General features: G+C 47.4%; 16 protein-coding genes. 9 read left to right on the top strand and 7 right to left on the bottom strand.

Annotated elements, in window-relative coordinates; all coding sequences use genetic code 11:
• Positions 1–12: 12 nt before the first annotated feature.
• Both EXU85_RS14495 and alaS read right to left on the bottom strand, forming a co-directional pair.
• Positions 13–1437, bottom strand: a complete 1425-nt coding sequence (locus EXU85_RS14495; RefSeq protein ID WP_142772775.1) for an amidohydrolase family protein — start codon at positions 1435–1437, stop codon at positions 13–15.
• A 237-nt stretch (positions 1438–1674) separates the two neighbouring features.
• Positions 1675–4332: an alanine--tRNA ligase gene (alaS, locus tag EXU85_RS14490; protein ID WP_142772774.1), complete on the bottom strand. Its 2658-nt coding sequence runs from the start codon at positions 4330–4332 to the stop codon at positions 1675–1677.
• Positions 4333–4517: 185 nt separating this feature from the next.
• On the opposite strand from alaS, the gene EXU85_RS14485 reads away from it, so the two are divergent.
• A complete protein-coding gene (locus tag EXU85_RS14485) occupies positions 4518–4886 on the top strand; it encodes a MerR family transcriptional regulator (RefSeq protein WP_142772773.1) in 369 nt (122 codons plus the stop codon).
• A gap of 35 nt (positions 4887–4921) precedes the next feature.
• Here EXU85_RS14485 and EXU85_RS14480 read toward each other — a convergent pair whose 3' ends face one another.
• The 5 genes from EXU85_RS14480 to EXU85_RS14460 form a co-directional block, all read right to left on the bottom strand.
• Positions 4922–6136, bottom strand: a complete 1215-nt coding sequence (locus EXU85_RS14480) for an IS4 family transposase (protein WP_142772772.1) — start codon at positions 6134–6136, stop codon at positions 4922–4924.
• An 86-nt stretch (positions 6137–6222) separates the two neighbouring features.
• Positions 6223–7029: an AraC family transcriptional regulator gene (locus EXU85_RS14475; RefSeq protein WP_142772771.1), complete on the bottom strand. Its 807-nt coding sequence runs from the start codon at positions 7027–7029 to the stop codon at positions 6223–6225.
• Between the two features lie 104 nt (positions 7030–7133).
• Complete coding sequence (locus EXU85_RS14470) at positions 7134–8012, bottom strand: oxidoreductase (RefSeq protein WP_142772770.1); 879 nt, start codon at positions 8010–8012, stop codon at positions 7134–7136.
• Between the two features lie 169 nt (positions 8013–8181).
• Entirely contained in the window at positions 8182–10035 is a 1854-nt protein-coding gene (locus tag EXU85_RS14465; protein ID WP_142772769.1) for a cytochrome-c peroxidase, read from the bottom strand.
• Positions 10036–10122: 87 nt separating this feature from the next.
• Positions 10123–11601: a hypothetical protein gene (locus EXU85_RS14460; RefSeq protein ID WP_142772768.1), complete on the bottom strand. Its 1479-nt coding sequence runs from the start codon at positions 11599–11601 to the stop codon at positions 10123–10125.
• 244 nt (positions 11602–11845) lie between these two features.
• On the opposite strand from EXU85_RS14460, the gene dprA reads away from it, so the two are divergent.
• From dprA to EXU85_RS14420, 8 genes are all read left to right on the top strand, one after another.
• On the top strand, positions 11846–12970 hold the full coding sequence (dprA, locus tag EXU85_RS14455) for a DNA-processing protein DprA (protein WP_142772767.1): 1125 nt from the start codon (positions 11846–11848) through the stop codon (positions 12968–12970).
• Positions 12971–13280: 310 nt separating this feature from the next.
• Complete coding sequence (locus EXU85_RS14450; RefSeq protein WP_142772766.1) at positions 13281–16736, top strand: response regulator; 3456 nt, start codon at positions 13281–13283, stop codon at positions 16734–16736.
• A 4-nt stretch (positions 16737–16740) separates the two neighbouring features.
• Positions 16741–17568 carry a protein-glutamate O-methyltransferase CheR gene (locus EXU85_RS14445; protein WP_142772765.1) on the top strand — a complete coding sequence of 276 codons (828 nt, stop codon included), beginning with the start codon at positions 16741–16743 and terminating at the stop codon, positions 17566–17568.
• The gene (locus EXU85_RS14440) at positions 17565–18149 is read left to right on the top strand and encodes a chemotaxis protein CheB (protein WP_142772764.1); all 585 of its coding nucleotides are present in this window, start codon (positions 17565–17567) and stop codon (positions 18147–18149) included. Before EXU85_RS14445 ends, EXU85_RS14440 begins: the two co-directional genes overlap by 4 nt.
• A 5-nt stretch (positions 18150–18154) precedes the next feature.
• Positions 18155–19267: an ATP-binding protein gene (locus tag EXU85_RS14435; RefSeq protein WP_142772763.1), complete on the top strand. Its 1113-nt coding sequence runs from the start codon at positions 18155–18157 to the stop codon at positions 19265–19267.
• A gap of 223 nt (positions 19268–19490) precedes the next feature.
• Positions 19491–19901: a response regulator transcription factor gene (locus tag EXU85_RS14430; RefSeq protein ID WP_142772762.1), complete on the top strand. Its 411-nt coding sequence runs from the start codon at positions 19491–19493 to the stop codon at positions 19899–19901.
• Positions 19902–19927: 26 nt separating this feature from the next.
• Positions 19928–21097 carry a sugar transferase gene (locus EXU85_RS14425; protein WP_142772761.1) on the top strand — a complete coding sequence of 390 codons (1170 nt, stop codon included), beginning with the start codon at positions 19928–19930 and terminating at the stop codon, positions 21095–21097.
• Positions 21076–22029, top strand: a complete 954-nt coding sequence (locus EXU85_RS14420) for a glycosyltransferase family 2 protein (protein ID WP_142772760.1) — start codon at positions 21076–21078, stop codon at positions 22027–22029. Before EXU85_RS14425 ends, EXU85_RS14420 begins: the two co-directional genes overlap by 22 nt.
• Positions 22030–22035: the final 6 nt, after the last annotated feature.

Raw genomic sequence — 22035 nt, 5'->3', positions numbered from 1 at the left:
TTACAGGAATTTTTACTTGCGGGCTTTCTTTTTGGCTTCGGCCAGTAACCCATCCAACGCCTTCCGATTGTACACAGTTCCGCGTAAAATGACCGTATGAATAGCCTGGGTGGCAGTAATGTCCTGAATGGGATTTCGGTCGAGTAGTACAATATCAGCACTTTTGCCCGGAGCAATATCGCCGAATAAAGCCGTCTTGCCAAGAAAGAGAGGCCCTGGAATAATGGCCGATTGCAATGCCTGCAAGGGCGTCAATCCAGCTTTTACGAAGTAACCAAGTTCGTGGTGCAGCCCTAAGCCCGGATATACATAGGAATTCAGGAAACCGGCATCGGTTCCGGCCATAATCGTTACGCCCGCTTTATGTAAAAGGGGAAGCAATGAAGCTGATTTTTCATACACTGCATGCCGTTCGGCAATGGCTTCGGGGCCATCTTTCGCCACCCGATTCACCCGCCAGGCGTAGGTATTTTTCAAGCCCTGACCGATGTATTGTAGGTAGGTGTCGTTCTGGTGATTATCCTGATCCAGGTAAGCAACGGTACGGCTGATGTTGAGCGTGGGCACCACGAACGTACCGTTTTTAGCCATCCGCTGATAAACGGCCAGAGCGGTTGCTTCATCAAAACTCTGGGCAATCATTGGCGATGCCACACGTGTTGTCAATTGCCCCGTTCTTACTTTGTTGGCCACTTCTTTGTCTCGCGTTGACCCCGCTTTGAACACATAGCTCATGTGCTCTACCGATCCCAAACCCGCCGACGAAACCTCATCCATCGTGAGTGCAAAGGGCACGTGGCCCGAGGTTTTCATACCCCGTTTTTTGGCCTCCTGCAAAATGTAGAGGTAGATATCGGGTTTAATAGCATTATCTGTAATCTTCACAAAATCAACCTTCAACCCCTGTAGCGAATCGAGCATTTTGTCGACTTCGGCGGGTGTACTGACTTCTATATCGCCGATCCAGGTCGACTTGTAGCCTTCCAGTTTAGGCCCAGACGTAAACAGCGTTGGCCCAGCTAATTCGCCCCTCGAGATCTGATCACGCCATTTCAGTACGCTGGTACTTAGGTCGGCAGCAGCATCGCGAATGCCTGTAATACCGTGAGCAATGTAGAGCGGGAATAGATTTTTGTTCTCCTCAATGAGCGTATCGCCACCACCGAAGTGAACGTGCATATCCCAGAGACCAGGAATGATGAATTTACCCGTCGCGTCGACAATTGTTTTCGCCTGGAAATTCTTGAGTTGCGATTCATCGAAGACGCCAACAATCGTTTTCCCACGAGTAGCGATGATTTTCTTCGTCAGCATGTTGCCGGTACGCACATCAATCAAATTGCCTGATTTGATCAGTACATCCACATTTTGCTTTTGGGCAATCAATGTGGCTGTTAAGCCAAGCGAAAAAATAGCCGTAAGAAGCAGGGTTCGCATAGGGAGTTGATGAATAGTAATCCGTTAAAGCCTTTCGGGAAGACGGTAAAACCGTTTTTGTCATTCCGACGCCAGGAGGAATCTCAAGTTTCGCAATGGTTAAGCTTGAGATTCCTCCTGGCGTCGGAATGACAAAAAATCGATTCAGTTTTAATTAAATCCAGGAAAGTGAAATAAGCATAAGACGAAAGTTTTCAACTTTCGGGAAGTTGAAAACTACATAATAGCCTCTAACGTTTACCCTAGCAATTCTTTCCCCTGCGCCAGCGCAGCATCCAGTCCTGACAAATCCGTACCGCCCGCTGTGGCGAAGAAAGGTTGTCCACCGCCACCGCCTTTGATGTTTTTAGCCAGCTCTTTTACCACCTGACCCGCATTTAGGTTTTTGCCCTGAATCAATGAGTCGGGAAGCATAACAGCCAGTTGGGGTTTGCCATTTATATCAGCTCCGAGGACAACGGCCAGATTATCGACTTTTGCTTTCAAATCATACGCCAGTTGTTTCAGCGCATCGGCAGAGGGAACGTCCACCCGTTCTACAAGGCGGGAGTGACCATTGACAACTTCCACCCTATCCAAAAGCTGGTTTTTCAACTGTTGCACCTTCTCATTTTGAAGGGCTTCGACCTGCTTTTGCAAAGCAGTCCGTTCGTCGAGTAAAGCCTGCACCGCTTTAACGATATCTTTGGGCGCTTTCAGTAGATCTTTCAATTCAGAAACTACCGCCATCTGCTCATTCACCAGGGCTTCGGCACCTGCCGAGGTTTTGGCCTCAATCCGACGAATACCTGTCGACACCGAGCCTTCACCCGTGAACTTAAACAGACCGATGTGGCCAGTTGCCGGTACGTGCGTCCCGCCACAGAGTTCGACCGAGTAGTTGGGATCGAAGGTGATGACACGCACGAAATCACCGTATTTTTCACCGAACAGGGCGGTTGCACCTAACTGCCTGGCTTCTTCGATAGGTACGTTTCGTTTCTCGTCCAGTTTGATATCTTCCCGGATTTTCTCGTTGACGATTCGTTCCACTTCAGCCAGTTGTTCGTCGGTCACTTTGGCAAAGTGTGAGAAGTCAAAGCGGAGGGCATCGGGGCCAACGTATGAACCTTTCTGCGCTACATGCGTCCCTAAAACGTCACGCAAAGCCGAGTGGAGTAAGTGCGTAGCGGAGTGGTTACTGGCAATCAGGCCGCGACGGGCGGTGTTAATAACAGCATAGACCGTATCGGCTTCTGTCATCAAGTCGTCAATGCCCGTTGTATCCTGAACAATGTGAATGCTCAGGTCATTTTCTTTCCGGGTATCCAGTACAGTCAATGTGCCAATCTGGTCCGAGCCTTTGAAGAGTTCAAGAACGCCGGTATCGCCAATTTGACCGCCCGATTCAGCATAAAATGGCGTTTTGTCGAGCACGACCTGTACTTGCGTACCCTGCTTGTTCTGAATCCTGCGATACTTCACAATATGCGCATAGGCTTCCGGCTGGTCGTAGCCAACAAATTCCACCCGGTCGGTTTCGGCTAGTTCGATCCAGTCGCCTGCCGATGATGTAGCATCTTTCCTCGACCGGGTCTTCTGCTCCTGAAGCGCTTTCTGGAAACCAGCTTCGTCAATCGTCAGGCCTTTTTCGCGAGCGATCAACGCCGTTAAATCAGCAGGGAAGCCGAAGGTGTCGTTTAATTCAAAGACCGTTTCGCCTGGAATTTCTTTTGTTCCCTTACCGTCAAGGTCACTGATGATCTGGTCCAGACGACCCAAGCCCGTTCCCAACGTCCGCAGGAACGAAATTTCCTCTTCCCGAATTACCGTTGCCACGAAATCACGTTGGGCGTTCAGTTCGGGGAATACATCCGCAAACTGCATAGCCAGGGTAGGCACGAGTTTGGTCATGAAGGGTTCTGTCAGGTTCAGGTACGAATAGCCGTAGCGAATGGCCCGGCGCAGAATTCGCCGGATGACGTAACCTGCCTTGGCATTCGAGGGAACCAGTCCATCGGCAATGGCGAAGGATACAGCCCGGATATGGTCGGCAATAACGCGCATAGCTACGTCGGCCATACTGGTGCCGGCTTCGTATTTCCGGCCCGATAGTTCTTCGATCACGTGAATGGTGCCGGAAAAAACGTCCGTATCGTAGTTGGAGCGTTTTTGCTGAATGGCCATGCACAGGCGTTCGAAGCCCATACCTGTATCGACGTGGCGGGCAGGCAGCGGCTCTAGTGAGCCATCCGCCTTGCGGTTGAACTGCATGAACACCAGGTTCCAGATTTCGACAACCTGCGGGTGATCGGCGTTGACGAGGTCCTTACCGGGTTTCTCAGCTACCTCTTCGGGCGAGCGCAAATCGACGTGAATCTCAGAGCAGGGACCGCATGGACCCGTATCGCCCATTTCCCAGAAGTTGTCTTTCTTATTCCCGTAGATGATGCGGTCTTCGCCGACGATGGGTTTCCAGAGGTCGAACGCTTCCTGATCAAAAGGCACATTATCTTTCTCATCGCCCTGAAAAACCGATACATACAGCCGATCTTTCGGTAGTTTGTACACTTCCGTCAGCAACTCCCACGCCCAGGTAATGGCTTCCTTTTTGAAATAATCCCCAAACGACCAGTTGCCGAGCATCTCGAACATGGTGTGGTGGTAAGTATCGAAACCCACATCTTCCAGGTCGTTATGTTTGCCCGATACCCGCAAACACTTCTGGGTATCGGCCACGCGCTTAGATGGGGGCGTACCATTACCGAGGAAAAAATCTTTGAACTGCGCCATGCCCGAGTTATTGAACATCAGCGTGGGATCATTTTTGGCAACAAGCGGAGCCGAAGCAACAATCAGGTGTTGTTTAGAGCGGAAGAAGTCGAGAAAATGTCGACGTATTTCGTGGGAGGTCATCTTTATGGCGGTTGTAGGCCGTTTGAAATTTGAAGTTTGTAGTTCGAGGTTTGGAGTTGGCTAACGCGAGAATCACCAATGCACCAGCCAACTTCAATCCTCGAACTACAAACCTCAAACTGAGTTAATTCAGCAAAATTACGCCAAAACTTGCGTTTATTCAGTTAGGTTTCCAAGTTTGCGGTATGGAAAACGGGAGCAAGCTGTATTACGGGATAAAGGAAGTAGCCGAGATGTTCGGGATCAATGCCTCGAAACTTCGGTATTATGAAAAAGAATTCTCGACCCTCCAGCCCAAGAAAAACCGTTCCGGCGACCGTATTTACACCCAGGCCGACATTGACCATCTGACCGAAATTCTGGACCTGATTGACCGACAGAAATACACCCTCCCCGGTGCCCGCGAGTTCCTGAAAGCCCGTGATGAACGACGTAAGGAAAACGCTCGCTACATTCATAAACTACAGCGGATCAAATCATTTATGGAACGACTGCGTGATGGACTGGATAAGCCACAGACAGTCAAGAAAGAGAGCAGCAGTGACACCCTTTAGGGTTTTCTCGCGGTGATGTCAGATTATAAGAATCATTATTGTCCGAAATGTTTTTTCAAGGCATCGTCCAGTAAGGTTGGCTCCCCGTGGCATGCTACAATAAGTGTTTTGACCAGATCAGCTTCGAGTTCATAGACAAACAGCAATTTGTTGATCTTGAACCCAGGCCGATCATTAAACCGACCATATAACCCAATCAACATAGCGCCAATGAGCATCACATACGCCATGATTTTGATCCCGTTAAAGGATCGGGACAGAAAATGAGAAAAATTCATCTGCTGCTTGATGAACCGAAAGAATTTCTCGATCTGCCAACGCTGTCGATAAATCTGACTCACCTCCAATGCGCTGAGCGAATCGGGCAGGCTGGTCAAAAACAGCAAAGATTGCTCAGGTTTGTCTTGTAGGTGAGCACTAATCAGGCGAAATGAGTCCGTAAGGAGTCGATTCGAACTCGTATAGAGCTTGATCAACGACTCCTTCTCTAAGACAAGTGTGTCGGTCGAGCTATCTATACGCTGCTCAGCCAGAAGCTGGTAACGACTGTTGGCTTTGATGCGGGTAACAAAAAAACGTTTCTCCTCAGGGGGCTTATTGAACTGCTCAAAGGTGAGTCGATTTTGCAGCCCAGCGTCAAAAACGGCTACATCTTTGGCCGAGAAAGCCAGCGATTCAATGGTTTCTTTGAGGGGTGTTTCATCGCTGGCATGGGTTTGTTGATCATAAAATCGAATCGTTTCGGGCTTTAAGCCATCATAGCCGATACTAAATTTGATATGCTTATAACGATGGGTTTCATCGTTGGCTTTACGGCCCAGTTGAATACCCAGGCCCAAGAGTTTGGCTGAACAAGCCACTAGGGTTGAATCAACCAGATGGAGTTGATAGCCCTGGACGGTGGGTGTGGGCCAGTGCTGGTTGACCAACTTGAGAACTTGCTTAAAAATAGCCTTCAGGTAGCCACAATCGAGTTGAGCCAGCCGGTCGGCTAAGGAGTTTCGTTTGGTGGTAAAGTGAGCATCCACGCCGATTAAGTGGCGAATGCCCACTTTTTCCAGCAGGGCCATAAGTACATTCAGACTCAACTCATTGGTGGTCAGAACGCCATAGAGCAATAACTTAAAAACCAGGGCTCCGCGGAGTTTTTTGACGTGTTTATCGACTTGATAGTCTAGGGCTAATGTTTCCAGCACCTCATCCGGCAAATAGCCTAACAGCGTTTTTACGGGTAATTTGGCGGTGTTCATTGGTTTTTAGACTTAAAACAAATCGACAAGAAAAAACATTTCGGACAATACTGATTATAAGAATCTGACATCACTGTATACGGATATCAAATTTTTGACGGTGCTACGCCGTATGTTTTTTTGAAGGCAAACGAAAAGTGAGATAAATCTTCAAAGCCTAGCTCCAGATACACTTCTGAAGGAGTTTTCCCTTTTTCTTTAATCAAATAATGGGCTTCCTGCAACCTTCGCTGCTGTAACCAGCGGCTGGGCGAACTATGAAATACTTTTTCAAAGTCACGCTTAAAGGTAGCCAGGCTCCTTCCGGTTAAATAGGCGAAGCGTTGAAGCTCCACATTGAAGTGAAAGTTCTTGTTCATATACGCTTCCAGGTCAATCTTCCCAGGCTCCGAAAAATCGAATAAGATATCTTTCAATTCGGGATTTACCTGTAGCAGAATCAAAATCGCTTCTTTCAGTTTTATGGCTTGCAGGTTTCCATTAATGGTCTGGTTTTGTTGCAGATACGGCAGTAACGAGTCCATAAAGCTTTTGTAAAGCGCATTCGGCTTTAGTTCAAGAATGGGATCGCCCTCCTGGTGCGGCTCCCCCGTATAGCCATATTCCAGACTAAACTTGCGCAACGTTTCCTGATCCAGATAGATGGACAGGGTTTTAAATTCGCCATCCGGGGGTGGTTGTTTAACAAATTTAATCAGTTGGTTTCTCCGGTTAATTCTAAACTCCCCTTCCTTAAAGGTGTAGTCTTTATGGCCGTCGTTCATGAAGAGCGTTCCGGCTATCTGATAGCTGAAAACATGCTCCGGCACGAATTGTTCGCCCTCCCGGCTCCGGGTGAAGTAGCAGGAATAGACTATTTTGGGTACTTGTTTATCGTCTCCTAACGTGCGCATAACGCTATAGATTTTAGCAGTTTTTGACAGGATTAACAAGATTTACAGGATTTTCTTTTACTATACATCCTGTAAATCTTGTTGATCCGGTCAAACAACAATAGCTACGCTTTTGTGAAGGATTGACCCAGGGTTGTCTCCAGGAAATTGGTGGCTTCGTCGTGATCTGTGGAGAGACTAACAGGCATCCACTTCTCCATCTCCGCCTGCCTGGCCACATCAGCCTGTTTTAAAAGACCGATGGCTTCACTACCCAATACTAAATGAACGGGTGGCTCGGGATTATCGACCAGTTTGACCATCACCTTCGCAGCCTTATCGGGATCGCCCATTGGTACAAAAAAGCCACCTTTAATGAAATCGGCCCGCTGATCAACCGTTGTTTCATACCCTTCCACTTGTGGGGCAAAGCTCATGGAGGCACCTGCCCAATCGGTACGGAAACCACCGGGTTCTACACAGGTAACACGGATACCAAGGGGGGCTACTTCTTTAGCCAGCGCTTCACTGAAACCTCCCAGGCCAAATTTGGCAGCCTGATACATGGTTAACCCTGCATTACCTACCCGGCCCCCTATTGAACTAATCTGCAAAATATGCCCGGAACGCTGATTCCGCATATGGGGCAATACAGCACGAGTTAGGTCGATTGGAGCATACAGATTCGTTTCCAACTGGCTGCGCACCTGCTCATCCGTAAACGCTTCAGCAGCACCAATGATCCCAAAACCAGCATTGTTCACCAACACATCAATGCGTCCAAACTGCGCCATAGCATGGGCAACCGCTGAGCGAATCTGCTCTTTATTGGTAACGTCCAACTGGACTGGATAAATCTGATCAGGATAGCTGGAAACCAACTCATGCAGAGCTTCCGGATTTCGGGCCGTTGCCACTACCTGATCACCTTTTGCCAGTACGGCTTCTGTCAGGCTACGGCCTAACCCTCTGGAACTACCGGTAATAAACCAAACTTTAGTCATGTTCTTCGACTTTATTTTTTTGACAAAATTCGGCAGTATCGTTCCGGTCCGCTTTGTTGAAACGCTCAAGTTTAGTTTGTTGAAACGCTCATTAAGTGGTTTACTTGTAGCAGCCAGGATAAGCTCTAGAGGAGGACTATTGTAAGGACAATTCGGCGACTGATAAAACCTACAAAACCTTCATGAATGCGACCAATGCTTTTTTTTCAGACCCTGTCAGATTCAGTTTGTCGAACGGAAGCGTTTGATTGGGAAGATTGAATCCCAGGCCATTACCTCCACCTTTGTCATAGAAATCAATAACTTCGTTGAGGGTGCGATACACACCATTATGCATGTACGGTGCAGTTTGGGCAACATGACGAAGAGTGGGTGTCTTGAAAGCGTAGCGATGAGGCTCACGTTTGGTCATCATGAATTTGCCAACATCCGGGTCTATCTGTCTGCCGTCTATGGTGGCGGGTGTACCAATCACTTCACTTTCAGTTTCCTGATAGCCGGGCGGAACAGTGCCATTGAATAGCGGAAAGAAGTGACAGGTAGCACACTTAGCCTTTCCCATAAATAAATTAAATCCGTGTTTTTCCTCTACGGTCAATGCCATTGTCTGGCCGCGAAAGTAAGCATCCAAACGCGAGTTTAGGCTGGTGAGTGAGCGAATATAGCTAGCAATGGCATTTTTAAGCGTCTGTTCTGTAACGCCCTCTTTATACGATTTGGCAAACAACGCCCTGTAAACAGAGTCCTGCTTTAACGCCCTCACGGCTTCGGGTAACGATCCGTGCATTTCCTGCTGATTCTGAATGACATCACTCGCCTGATCTTCCAGAAAAACAACGCGTGAATCTGCAAATTGTACTGCCTGTAAAGCTGTATTCAGGAGTGTAGGCGCATTTCGAGGGATTCGATGAGTCCGTAAATCCCGATTATCAGTACTCAGCGCCAGGCTTGTTGACTCGCCATCTGTAAACGCCTTATCTGGCTGGTGGCAACTGGCACAGGTACGATTCCGATGCCCCGATAGGACTGGATTAACAAATAAACGTTTTCCCAAGACCACCCGGTCGGGAGTTGGCTGCTGCTCATTGAAGTTTATAAAATACGTAGGATTAAAAACCCCTGAGTCGGTAAGCGTACGGGCAAACGGCTCCAGTAATCGGCTCTCCGTAAAAACAGGAATAGCCAGCGCCTTTTGTGCATCCAGCAACAGGCCACTTAGTACGTTTGCGTGTTGGTTTATGAACCCGAGCCGGTCAAACGTATTGAAATCGCGTGCAGACCGGACGGTATAGATGGCCTTATCAAAAACCTGATTGAGTCGCTCGGCAAGAGACGCATCCCGTTTAGCAAGCTCATAATTTGCCAGTTGCTGTTGTAAGCGTTCGAGCGCACTGGCTGCTTCAGGCATGGAGTTAAACGCAACGGGTGAGTCGAAACCGGTAATACCCAGGGTAATAACCCGAAACACTTCGAGCCTCATCGCATCAAAAACATGGCTATCTGTCAACTCATTATTCTCTGAAATTTTACGCAGTCGGTTTACATTGGAGCGTAACATAGCCGCCTGTATGAGCGCTTCTGCCAAATTAACCTCATCGACTACTGGAAATAACTGTTCTTCCAATACCTGAAATCCTTCGGGCGCATTTACCCGAAGGTCGTCATCTACCTCAGGAATATTCGGACCATTGAGCGCACGAGTTGTTTCGGGACTATAATAGGCTGACAGGAATTCAGTCCGTTTATACGCTAGACGTGCCCGGCGAAAAGACGTTTGGATAATCAACGCTGACCGATGGGCCTTGATGTCCCACTGTAAATGACTAACTGCACTGTCCAGATCGTTAATGTCCTGCATAAATGCCTGCTTCACCATTTGAGCGGACGTCCGTTTGGGATTACTCAGTAATTCAAAGGCTATAGTCCCCACTAATGAGCCTACCCCAATCAGCAAAAAAAGCCATTTGGGGTTGAAGCGAGTGTAATTAATTGATGACAGAGGGGGGTGTTGGCTGGAAAGCATAGAGATACTATGTAGAGAAAGACAGCTGACTATACCACGAACGCCCGGCCATAAACTAGGTTGGCCAGGCGTCCGCTGTATGGCTACTTACCGGGGCAACCCTTCAATCAGAATGAGTTGACTGGCCTGATTTTCGTCTCTACGTTTGGTTCCTCCATCAACGGCTTTATACTTATCGCCCCGCCATGTGTGCGCCTGTATACCCAGCATAAAGGTATTTGGTCGACCCGTTACATCCGAAACATCAATCATACCGCTACTCTCCCAGGAGCCGAATTTTGATGTCCCACCCACATTATACTTGGCGGCATCAGCTTCGGTCCGGCGATGGTCCAGTTCAATAATTGGCGTCAGTTGTTTTGTATTGATGTTGTACTGATAAACATACGAATCATGTGTTTCATCGCCATATTCATTGGGATCTTCCATGATGTACACGTAGTTGGTGGTTACGCATACGTTATCGGGGTCCTGGAATGTTTTAGCAATACCCGTGCGATCATCGCCATTCAGGATAACCTCCAGTTTACCCTTGGTTGGATCATTGGCATCCAGCGTAAGGCGATAAATACGACCGTACTTCGAGCGTGAATAATCGGCATTAACGCCAGTAGTAGCCTGACCCGTTACAGCAAAGAATACTTCCCGGCCATTAGCACCACCCCCTTTCCGGTAATCTACGTCTTCAACCCGACCAAATTTTATCCCTTTCAGATCATTTACCTGGGCATTAATCTGAGCGCCTGTCAGCGTTTTATGATTGTCTATTTTCGTAAAATTAACGTCATAGATTGTACCTGGATTCATATCCATTTCCCGTTGGTTACCATCGGGCCGTCGCAGCATGTATAGCGAGCCATTTTCCAAATCGCCAACCGTAGTTGACATATACATTGCCAGTTGGCCACCATTAGCATCCGAATCATCATCTCCTATAACAATGACGGTTTTACCAGCATACGCTGTTTTAGGTAAGGGCAAGGCATTTTCTGCACTCCACCGACCTAACCCTGCCACTTCACGAGATATAGCCGCCTGTTGAACATCGGCATCAACTCGCAGTGCGTGTGTGCGTGACTCCACACCACTTTCGCCACAGGTTAGAAAAACCGGACCAAAACCATGTTCAAGCGGTGTAGCTAATGTAGCCGAACACAAACGCCATGTACCTCCGTCTGAGTTAAGTACGTATTCGCCTTTAACAGGTTTGAACGACTTATCGAGTGTAATTCGGGATACAGCGAAATTGTCTTCATTATTGACCAGAATGGTATAGTTTCCATCCGGGTTCTGGAAAATCCCCGCCCCGTCTGCGGAGCCACCAAAGACATAGTTCGGCGACTGTTCCAGCTGATCATCACTACTGAGCAGTGAATACATCTTTAGGCCATCGGCACTAACTCGTCCACCTGCTGAACTCACCAGTAACTTAGCCAATACGGGCGTAACAGAACGATTCTGCACTGTAATGGCAGGGCTGTCTGGTGCACGATGATCATTGCAGCCAGATAAAGCAACCAAAGCAAAAAGGGACGCTGAAGACAGTAGAATTCTTTTCGTAATCATAAGCAGAGGGTTGATGGCAAATTTTAAATGACAAAGGAACCGCTCTAGATTTACCTGAATATGAAGTGAATGTTACCAGATCAATAACATTAAAGAAGGATTAAAAACATAAAAACAACACGAGTAAACCAGGCCCCTTCTCTTGACCGAATCATGCTAAAACTGGCTTTTCCCATCAGAAATCAGTAAGCTTGCAAAGTCAACATTGCTTACCTATTTGTTTACAAATTCGATTTACCCAGTTGTGTCTACCTCTACCCAGCACCAAATTGCCCTGACGCTCATTCCCGGCGTAGGCAGCATTCTCATTCGGCAATTGATTAGTTACTGTGGCTCAGCAACGGATGTACTCCGTTCACCGCTGGCCCGGCTCATGAAAGTACCCGGAATTGGGGAAGTTACCGCCCGGGCCATTCTGAAATCAGATGTACTGACAGAAGCCGAACGGGTCGTTAATCGCCTTGGGAAAATGGGTGCAACGGCCCTTTTTTATACAGATAAAGCCTACCCAACCCGGCTTAAATCCCTTTATGATGCACCCGCGCTCCTTTATTTTCAGGGCTCTGGTAATCTGAATAATCTGCGTACAATTGGCATAGTCGGTACTCGGCAGGCTACCGACTATGGCCGACGGATTACCAACGAGATTATCGAAGCCATATCGCCCTTAGGCGTCAATGTAATTAGCGGTCTGGCTTATGGGATCGACATTGCCGCCCACCGTGCCAGTCTCGCCAATGGCTTACCCACTATAGGAGTCATGGCCAGCGGATTAGACATTGTTTACCCGAACGTGCACCAGAAAACAGCGCAGGAAATGCAATTGCTTGGTGGCCTGCTTACCGAAAGTCAGCCGGGCACCAAACCTGATGCACATTTATTTCCGGCCCGTAACCGAATCATTGCGGGGTTGAGCGATGTAGTCGTTGTGGTAGAAGCAGCCGCCAAAGGTGGGGCCCTCATTACGGCCGAATATGCCAATAATTACCACCGCGAAGTGTTTGCCGTACCCGGTCAGTTGAATCAGGCTTTTTCGGCGGGTTGCAATAAACTCATTCGGGAAAACAAAGCGCAGATTTATACCAGCCCTAAAGACATTATCGAAACGCTGAACTGGGACCTACCATCCAGTCCAACTACAGAATCTAATCCGAGAAAAAAATCGATGCCTCCCCTACCCGTGGATATTACCGAAGAGGAAAGCCAGGTGGTGGCCCTGCTACGGCAATCAGACGATATTCATATTGATGAGCTAAGCTGGAAAAGTCAGATACCGATGGGGAGGCTGGCCTCGCTCCTGCTTAATCTGGAGTTCCGGGGATTCGTACGTTCACTGCCCGGCAAGAAGTATGCGGTGGTGTATGTATAGGGATAATTACCTACTATATACTTAGCGGTAGGAGACTATGCAAAAGTTACTTATTTTTAATAATAATCAATATAATATTACCAATCATTGAATATCTTTACACAACAACAACCCATAAATATACTTATACTCAGTCTGTCCATTAAAGTCAACACTAGATAATTCAGAACAATCAGCTGATATATAGCAAATTAACCACAAGGATTATCCACTAGTATACCCCTGCGATCACCGCTGTGTTCGGCTTATCCTTACCCAACAGGTAAGCCGGTAATCCACAGCGATCTATATCTATTGACTTTACCGGTTCATGACTATTTCGTTTATTAATAAGCTACATCTGGGTAGTATTTTTCTTATTCTGGCAGGCTCCCTGATTGGCATCTTATTTTTCCATACTATTCAGGACCAGCGACAAGAATCCCGTTGGGCACAGGGCAAAAACCAGCAAATCCAGCAAATTATACTCCTGGAAAAATTGCTCGATGATGCCGAATTAGAGCATCGGACATTCCTGTCTACGCATAATCAGGTCTCCATGCTAGATTTTTCAACGATGCAGGAGCAAGTCATCGATATTTTTTCTAAACTCAAATCAGAAGCTGACGAATCTCCTCGTCAAATTCAGCAATTACGCCGGCTCGAAGCAACCATGCAGGGCCTAATTCAACTTTGGAGTAATCAACATAACAGTAGTAGTCCAGAGCAAGCAACTCGTTCCGGACAGCTGACGGAGCTGGAAGCCAGACAATTAAACATGAGTCGGCACCAACTCGATCAGTTACTCCGCGATACTCAGCAGGCGTTAGCGCAGCGGGAGGAGAAGATGAGGGCTCAAATCAAGATGCTTACCGAAGGAGCTGTTGGAGCAACAGTAATACTTTTTATAGTAGCCTTAACCCTTACCTATTTCTACGCCCAGGAGTTTAAACGCCACCGGGAAATGGCCGATCAGCTCCATGCCAACGTCAACGAACTGGAGCAGCTCAATCTGGCCAGCGATAACCGGAACTGGGTACTCATGGGCACAACAACCCTCAACGAAGCCCTCCAAAATCTTCAGGACCCTGATGCTGTAGCAAAACAGTCAATTAAGACCATCAGTCAATACCTAAGTGTCCCCGCTGCGGGTTTTTATTTATGCTACGAACAGGACGATGAGCCAAGATTGAAACTAAGTGCATCTGTAGCACTACCAGCTACTGCGCCCAAATCGTATGCGCTCGGCGAAAATCTGGTAGGTCAGGCAGCTACCAGGCGCGAAATCTCCGTGATCAACGATGTCCCAATTTCGTATTGGCCTATCCAATCGGGTACTGGAGAGGCAGTTGCAGGACAGGTAGTTTGCGTACCGTTATGGTATGGTAATGAATTAAAGGGAGTCATGGAACTGGCTTTTTTTCAACCCAGTACCAATAACCATTTAACGCTCTTAATCGATGTAGCCAGCGATATTGCCATTGCCCTGAGTACCGTTCAGGCCCGGCAACGGATGAGTCAATTACTCCAGCAGGTACAACAACAGAAGGCCATTCTGGAGAATCAACAGGAAGAGTTACGACAGACAAATGAGGAATTAACCCTTCAGGCCGAAAGCTTACAGGCTTCGGAAGAAGAACTACGGGTTCAGGAAGAAGAACTGCGCCAGACCAATACCGAGCTGGAAGAACGAAACGAGGCCATTGAAATTACCCGGCAAACCTTAATTAGCCAGGCTCGTGAACTGGAAGAAGCCAGTCGGTACAAGTCAGAATTTCTGGCCAATATGTCGCATGAGTTACGGACTCCGCTCAACAGCGTGTTGATTCTGGCGTCGTTGATGGCCGAAAATAAGCCGAACAATTTAACCGATAAGCAAATAGAGTATGCCAATGTGATTCATAAGTCAGGCTCCGATCTGCTCCAACTGATCAATGATATTCTGGACTTATCAAAGATTGAAGCCGGCAAGGTTGACATACAGCTTGAGCAGGTGGCCGTTAGCAGTATTGTCAATGATTTACAGCAACTCTTTAGCGTAGTTGCGGAACAAAAAAGCGTTTCGTTACATACGCAGATAGACGAAGCCGTTCCAGCAACAATCCGAACGGATAAACAACGGCTGGAGCAGACCATTCGAAACTTACTGTCAAATGCCTTCAAGTTTACCCCACCAAAAGGATCAGTAACCCTCTCCTTCCGAATCGAAAAACCGCCCCTAAAACTAACCAACTCCTCATTGGCCCAGGCCGCGCAGGTACTGGTTATTTCCGTGGCCGACACCGGCATTGGTATTCCTACCGATCGGCAACAGCTGATTTTCGACGCGTTTCAGCAAGCCGATGGCTCAACCAGCCGAAAATATGGCGGCACAGGCCTGGGGCTTTCCATAACCCGAGAACTGATCCGGCTCTTAAACGGCGAAGTTCAGCTCCAGAGCGAGCCCGGAAAAGGTAGCACATTTACGCTTATTCTGCCGCTTTCCGAAACCGACTTACCAATCTCAATATCACAGCCCAGTAATCAGGCTGCTGCTATCGCAACCCAGCCAGCTCGTTCGGCAGAAAAGCCCGTTAGTATTCAGGAACAAGACGACCGGCATATACTTCAGAAAGATGATCAGGTAATGCTCATTATTGAAGATGACCCAATCTTCGCCCGGATTGTCCGTGATTTTGCCCGGAGTCGCCAGTACAAAACAATTCTAGCCACCCGGGGTGACGAAGGGCTGAAACTTGCCCGCACATACAAACCGGCAGCCATTATTCTGGATATGCAGCTCCCGGTGGTTAACGGCTGGTCGATTTTGACGGAGTTGAAAAGCGATGAAGCCCTGAAGCAGATTCCGGTACACATTATATCGGGCATGGATGATCTTCGTCTTCCGAGCGATGGTGCCCTTACCTATATCCAGAAACCAGTTAGCGCCACTGATTTAGAGCAGATTTTCACGCTGATTGGGACGCAATTGAGCGGAAAGGTTAAAAAAGTACTTGTTCAATCAGGTAATTTCCTGAAAGATGATGCTCTCCGACATGTGATCGAACAGCGTCATCTCGAGCTGGACTGTGAGTACGTACTGACAAACGATGAAGTTGTCCAAAAAGCTGCTGAGCAGACCTACGACTGCCTAATCGTTGATATGGGACATGATTTGAAACACGGTATCAAAGAACTCCGTCAGCTACGGTCAGTGCTGATGCCCACTACAATGCCGGTGATTATTTACATTGATGATGACCTAAGCCCTGCTAACGAACTGAAACTCAAAAAACTGTCGGATGTCGTGATCCGCGAATCATCGCAGTCGATTGACCGGCTTATGGATGAACTGGAGCTGTTCCTCTACAAAGTTCAGGAGGATAAAAAGAAATTGCTCCCCCAACCCAATGTGGAATTGACGAACCACAAACTGGAGGGACGGAAAGTGTTATTGGTAGACGATGATATCCGCAACATTTTCGCCCTGAGTACGCTGCTGGAGCAATACCATATGCACGTCATAACGGCTGATAACGGCCGGGAAGCACTGGAGATGCTCCAACAGCATACCGACACAGACATCGTTTTAATGGACATCATGATGCCCGAGATGGACGGTTACGAAGCCACCCGACGGATTCGTGACGACCTGCGCCTAAGTCAGTTACCAATTATTGCCCTGACAGCCAAGGCCATGCCCGGCGACCGTGAAAAAGTTATTGAGGCAGGAGCATCCGATTACATTGCTAAACCCGTAGATAAAAGCCAGTTGTTCTCCTTAATGCACGTCTGGTTGTCCAAATAACCCAATGAGCCATCACTCCATCCTAACGGCAGATGAGCTGACACAAATCGTACACCTTATTCACCGGCAATATGGGTATGATTTCAGCAATTATGCACGCACCTCGCTGGAGCGTCGGGTGGTTCGTTGTATGCAACAGGCTGGCCTGAAAACAGCTTATGAACTAACCTATAGCCTAACAAATGACAACTCATTTTTTGACTGGTTCCTCCAGGCGCTGACGGTCAACGTAACGGAGATGTTTCGCGATCCGCTATTTTATCGGGATCTCCGCGAAAAAGTACTTCCCAAACTGGCCTCCTATCCAGTCATTAAAATCTGGCACGCGGGCTGTGCCACCGGCGAAGAAGTGTTCTCGATGGCTATTTTGCTGGCCGAAGCTGGCTTACTGGACCGCTCCCGCTTGTATGCGACCGATTTGAATCCGGCTAATCTGGAACAGGCACGTCAAGGAATTATTCCACTCCAGCAGATGAAGGCCTACACCGAAAATTACATGCAATCGGGAGGTAAAAACGCATTTTCGTCCTACTACACTGCCCGCTACGAGCATGCCATTATCCGAAAAGAATTCCGGACGAATATCGTACTGGCGCAGCACAACCTGGCTGTTGATCAGGTATTTAATGAATTTCAGCTGATCTGCTGCCGGAATGTCCTGATCTACTTTGATCGGAAATTACAAAACCGCGTTTTCCAACTGTTTCACGACAGTTTGTCCCCGCTGGGGTATCTGGCTATCGGCACGAAGGAATCAATTCAAATGGCGGATGTACGCACGCAGTTTGAAACCATCAGTTTGCCTAACCGAATTTATCGACGTAAAACATGATAACTGCTGACCCCATCGATATCGTAGTGATTGGCGGCTCGGCTGGCAGCATTCCGATTATCTCCGATCTATTGCAGGCGCTGCCAAAACCGTTCAGAAGTACGGTCATTCTTGTGGTACACCGATTAAAAAATACGCCCAGTGAATTGCATAAACTATTCCTCGGTGATCCTGTTAACAATGTTGTATGCGAACCCAATGACAAAGACCCCATTCGACCAGGCTATGTTTATTTAGCCCCCCAGAACTACCACCTCCTGATCGAAACCGACGAAACGTTTAGCCTGGATTATTCAGAACCCGTTCATTACAGTCGGCCTTCTATTGATGTTACGTTTGAGAGTGTAGCCCGCGTGTTTACAAATCGAGCCACGGCCATTTTACTCAGTGGCGCTAACCGCGATGGGGCAGATGGCATTGGCCGTATCCGTTCATTTGGAGGCATCGGTATCATTCAGGATCCCACTACCGCCGATTATCCAGCCATGCCTCTGGCAGCTGGCGAACAAAATCCTGGCGTACTCATTCTCAGCCCGGAGCAACTAAAGACATATCTGCAAACCTTAATTCAACCTGTATAGACCGAATGCTACCTACTCATCCTCCTAACGACTTTACGATTTTACTGGTCGATGACCGGGAAGAAAATCTGCTGGCCCTGGAAGATATGCTTGCCACGGATAACCGAATCTTTATAAAGGCCACATCTGGTAGCGATGCCTTACGAAAAGTGCTGAAAAATGAGTCGATCGGCTTGATTATGCTCGATGTTCAAATGCCGGAAATGGATGGTTTTGAAGTAGCTCAACTGCTTAAATCAAACCCCCGAACAAAGGACATCGCCATTATTTTCGTTACCGCCATCAGTAAAGATGAACAGTATGTATTGAAAGGTTTCGGCGAAGGAGCCGTCGATTATTTACAAAAGCCACTGGATATCAATGTGACCAAAGCAAAAGTAAATGTCTTTGAACGCTTGTACCGCTATCAGCAGGAACTAAAACAGAGTGTGCAGCAAATTGAACGGATCAATAAGCAACTTGAAAAATTTGTCTATGTGGTAGCACATGACCTGAAGTCGCCCTTAACAGGTATTATTGGCGCCATGTCATTGCTGGAGATGGCTTCCGAGAACCCGGCAGGTATTCAGGATGAGCTTCTGGACTATATTTCCCACTCAAAGCAAGCCTCTTACTACATGGCAAACATGATCAATTCGCTACTGGATTATTCACGCAAAAGCATTGATCAGCAGACCATTGAAGACGTGGATGTCCAGGAACTGGTTGAGCAGATTGCCAAACTGCTGTTTCCACCCAAACATATTACGATTCAGATTCATGGGCCATTGCCCCTCATGCGTACGAAGAAATTAAAACTCCAGCAGGTATTACAGAATCTGATTAGCAATGCTATTAAATACAATGACAAACCCCAGGGGCTTATTGAAATAGGCTATACCGACTTTACGAAGCATATTGAGTTCTATGTACGTGATAATGGCGCGGGAATTGCTGTAGATGAGCAAGACGTCATTTTTAATTTATTCCAAAAAACAGCGAACACCACAACCGTTGAAAGTAGTACCGGCGTTGGGTTATCCATACTGAAATTACTGGTTGAAGAACAAGGTGGCCGTGTATGGGTCAACTCAACCCCTGGCCAAGGAAGCACCTTTTATTTTGACTGGAGCAAGTAAGCAATAGGTACATATAAGTAGGTTTATTTTTCTACTTTGCCACTTTCTGCGTTGTTTACAGCAATTATCTGCCGTTTAATTAATTTATGATAGCTTCTGAGAGAAAACAGAGACCAGTTCCTGAAATTTGTTTACCTTATTAAAATAACATAACCATAAAGTTAATTTTCAAAAAGTAACAAATGATTATTTGTTACTTTTACTAAGCAAACTCACTCCCTATATGAAAAAACTGTATAATGTTCTGGTGATTGAAGATGATTCATTTATCCGTAAAGTTCTCCGCCAGACCCTAAAGGATGATTTTGAGGTAACCACCAAAGAAAATGGCATGGAAGGTATGGCCTGGTTAGAAGAGGGAAACCCTGTCGATATTGTTCTATCGGACATTCAAATGCCCCATATGGATGGTAAAAACCTGATTGCTATGCTACGGGCCAGTCCGGTTTTCAAAAAGTTACCCATTATCATGTTATCGACCTTTGCCGACAGCGATACGCGGATTGCCTGCCTAAACATGGGTGCCGATGATTACATCATCAAGCCGTTCAACCCGATGGAGGTAAAAACCAAGATTGCAACGGTATTACGTCGGACTGAAACAAGCAATGTTGGCCAAACTAACCCTGATTGACCTAGACCTCGACTATCCAATTAATCATGACGGCAGTGAGCGAGACGAATCAACCCTTTCGGGTACTCTTCGTTGATAACGATGAGCGACGAATCAAATCATTTGAGCGTGCATTTTATTCACAGGTCGCTGTAATTAACGTACCAGATAGCTGGTCTGCTATTTCGTATCTGGATACTAATGAGCCCGTTGATCTGATTCTGTTTAATGACAACCTAAATACCCGCGGCTTTATGAATGCCTTTAAGGCAAAACAAAGCCGGACCAAAATACCCATTATTCTGTTAACGGATAAGGAGCGGGTTGATTTAACAGCGGACCCCTATCATGGCTATGTTATTGATGCGTTCCCCTTCAATTATTCGGAAACTGCGTTTCAGATTCGGTTGAATTACCTGATTCAGAAACGTGATTACCAACGAGATGGGCATACACTGCATAAGCCGGTAACGGTCCGCATTCCTGTTGGGAAACGGGTCTTCGATATTGGCCTTTCGTTCATGATCCTTCTGATGATATCGCCCCTCCTGTTAGTGGTTGCGATTCTTGTCAAACTCGATTCGAAGGGGCCGGTTTTTTATAGCTCCAAGCGGGTTGGCATGGGGTTTAAGATATTCGATATGTACAAATTCCGCACCATGAGTACCGGAGCCGATAAGCTATTGGCAACCATGGCCTCGCAGAATATGTACAATAAGGTTGCAGAAAAAACCGAGGAAGAAGAGCAGTGCGATGAGTGTAAGTTAGCCAACATACCCTGCCAGCGACCACTCTATCTGGATCAAAAACAGGTTTGCGAAATCATTTATCAGCGTGAACAAAAGGCGAAAGCGATGTTCAGCAAGTTTAAAGAAGATCCCCGGGTAACTCGTCTGGGAAAAATCCTGCGGAATACCAGCATCGATGAATTGCCTCAGCTTTTCAATATTCTACGGGGCGATATGTCCTTTGTAGGCAATCGGCCATTGCCGTTGTATGAAGCAGAAAAGCTGACAAACATCGGCTACGCCCGCCGATTTGCGGCCCCAGCCGGACTGACTGGACTCTGGCAGGTAACGAAGCGAGGAAAAACGAAGGTATCCGATCAGGAGCGCATTCATCTTGATGTACTGTATGCCAAACGGTTCTCCTTGCGTACGGATATGCTAATTCTTTTGAGAACCGTAAAAGCAGTATGGCAGAAGGAAAACGTATAGATACGACGCCCCTGATTTCATTGATTACCATCAACTACAAACAGGCGGTGGTAACCTGCGATATGCTGGAATCGACCCGATCCCTGACGTATCCCCGTTTCGAAATTATCGTCGTCAACAATGGATCGAACGATGATCTTGCCGAACGGATTCAGCAAGGTAACTACCCCCATGTCACGCTGGTTGAGAGTACCGAGAATTTGGGATTTTCAGGGGGGAATAACCTGGGGATCCAGCATGCCAACGGCGACTATTTTTTCCTGCTTAACAACGATACTATTGTCACTCCGAATTTGCTCGAACAACTACTCATTCCATTTTCGAAATACCCAGACGTAGGCGTTGTCTGTCCAAAAATTCGCTTTCACGATGAACCCACTATTATTCAATATGCAGGCTATCATCCGCTGAGTCAGTACACCGGACGAACCTGGGCTATTGGCCTAATGGAGCCCGATAAGGGCCAATACAATCAACCCGGACCAACCTGGTTTGCCCACGGGGCTGCCATGCTGGTAAGCCGGGAGGTACTGAAACGGGCTGGGTCACTTGACGATAGCTTTTTTTTGTATTACGAAGAACTGGACTGGTCGGCGCGGATCCGGCGAGCTGGCTTTCAGATTTATTATCAGCCCGATGCACTCATTTATCATCGTGAATCCATGAGTGTGGGGAAGGCGAATGCCATGAAGGTATATTACCACACCCGCAACCGTTTGTGGTTCATGCGCCGGAATGTTTCGGGCCTGCCACTACTGATTTTTTACCTGTATTATTTCTTCCTAGCCCTCCCTAAAGCCCTGATTCAGTACAGCTTACCCTGGCAACCCACTTACCTCAAAGCGGTAAAAGATGCTATTGCCTGGAATTTGACACATACCACCAAGCCATTGGCATCCGTACCTATGCCAGTAGCCGTAGCGGGTAACTAACACGAA

The sequence above is a fragment of the Spirosoma sp. KCTC 42546 genome (genome assembly GCF_006965485.1).
GTDB lineage: Bacteria > Bacteroidota > Bacteroidia > Cytophagales > Spirosomataceae > Spirosoma.
This window is presented reverse-complemented; position numbering and strand designations above follow the sequence as displayed.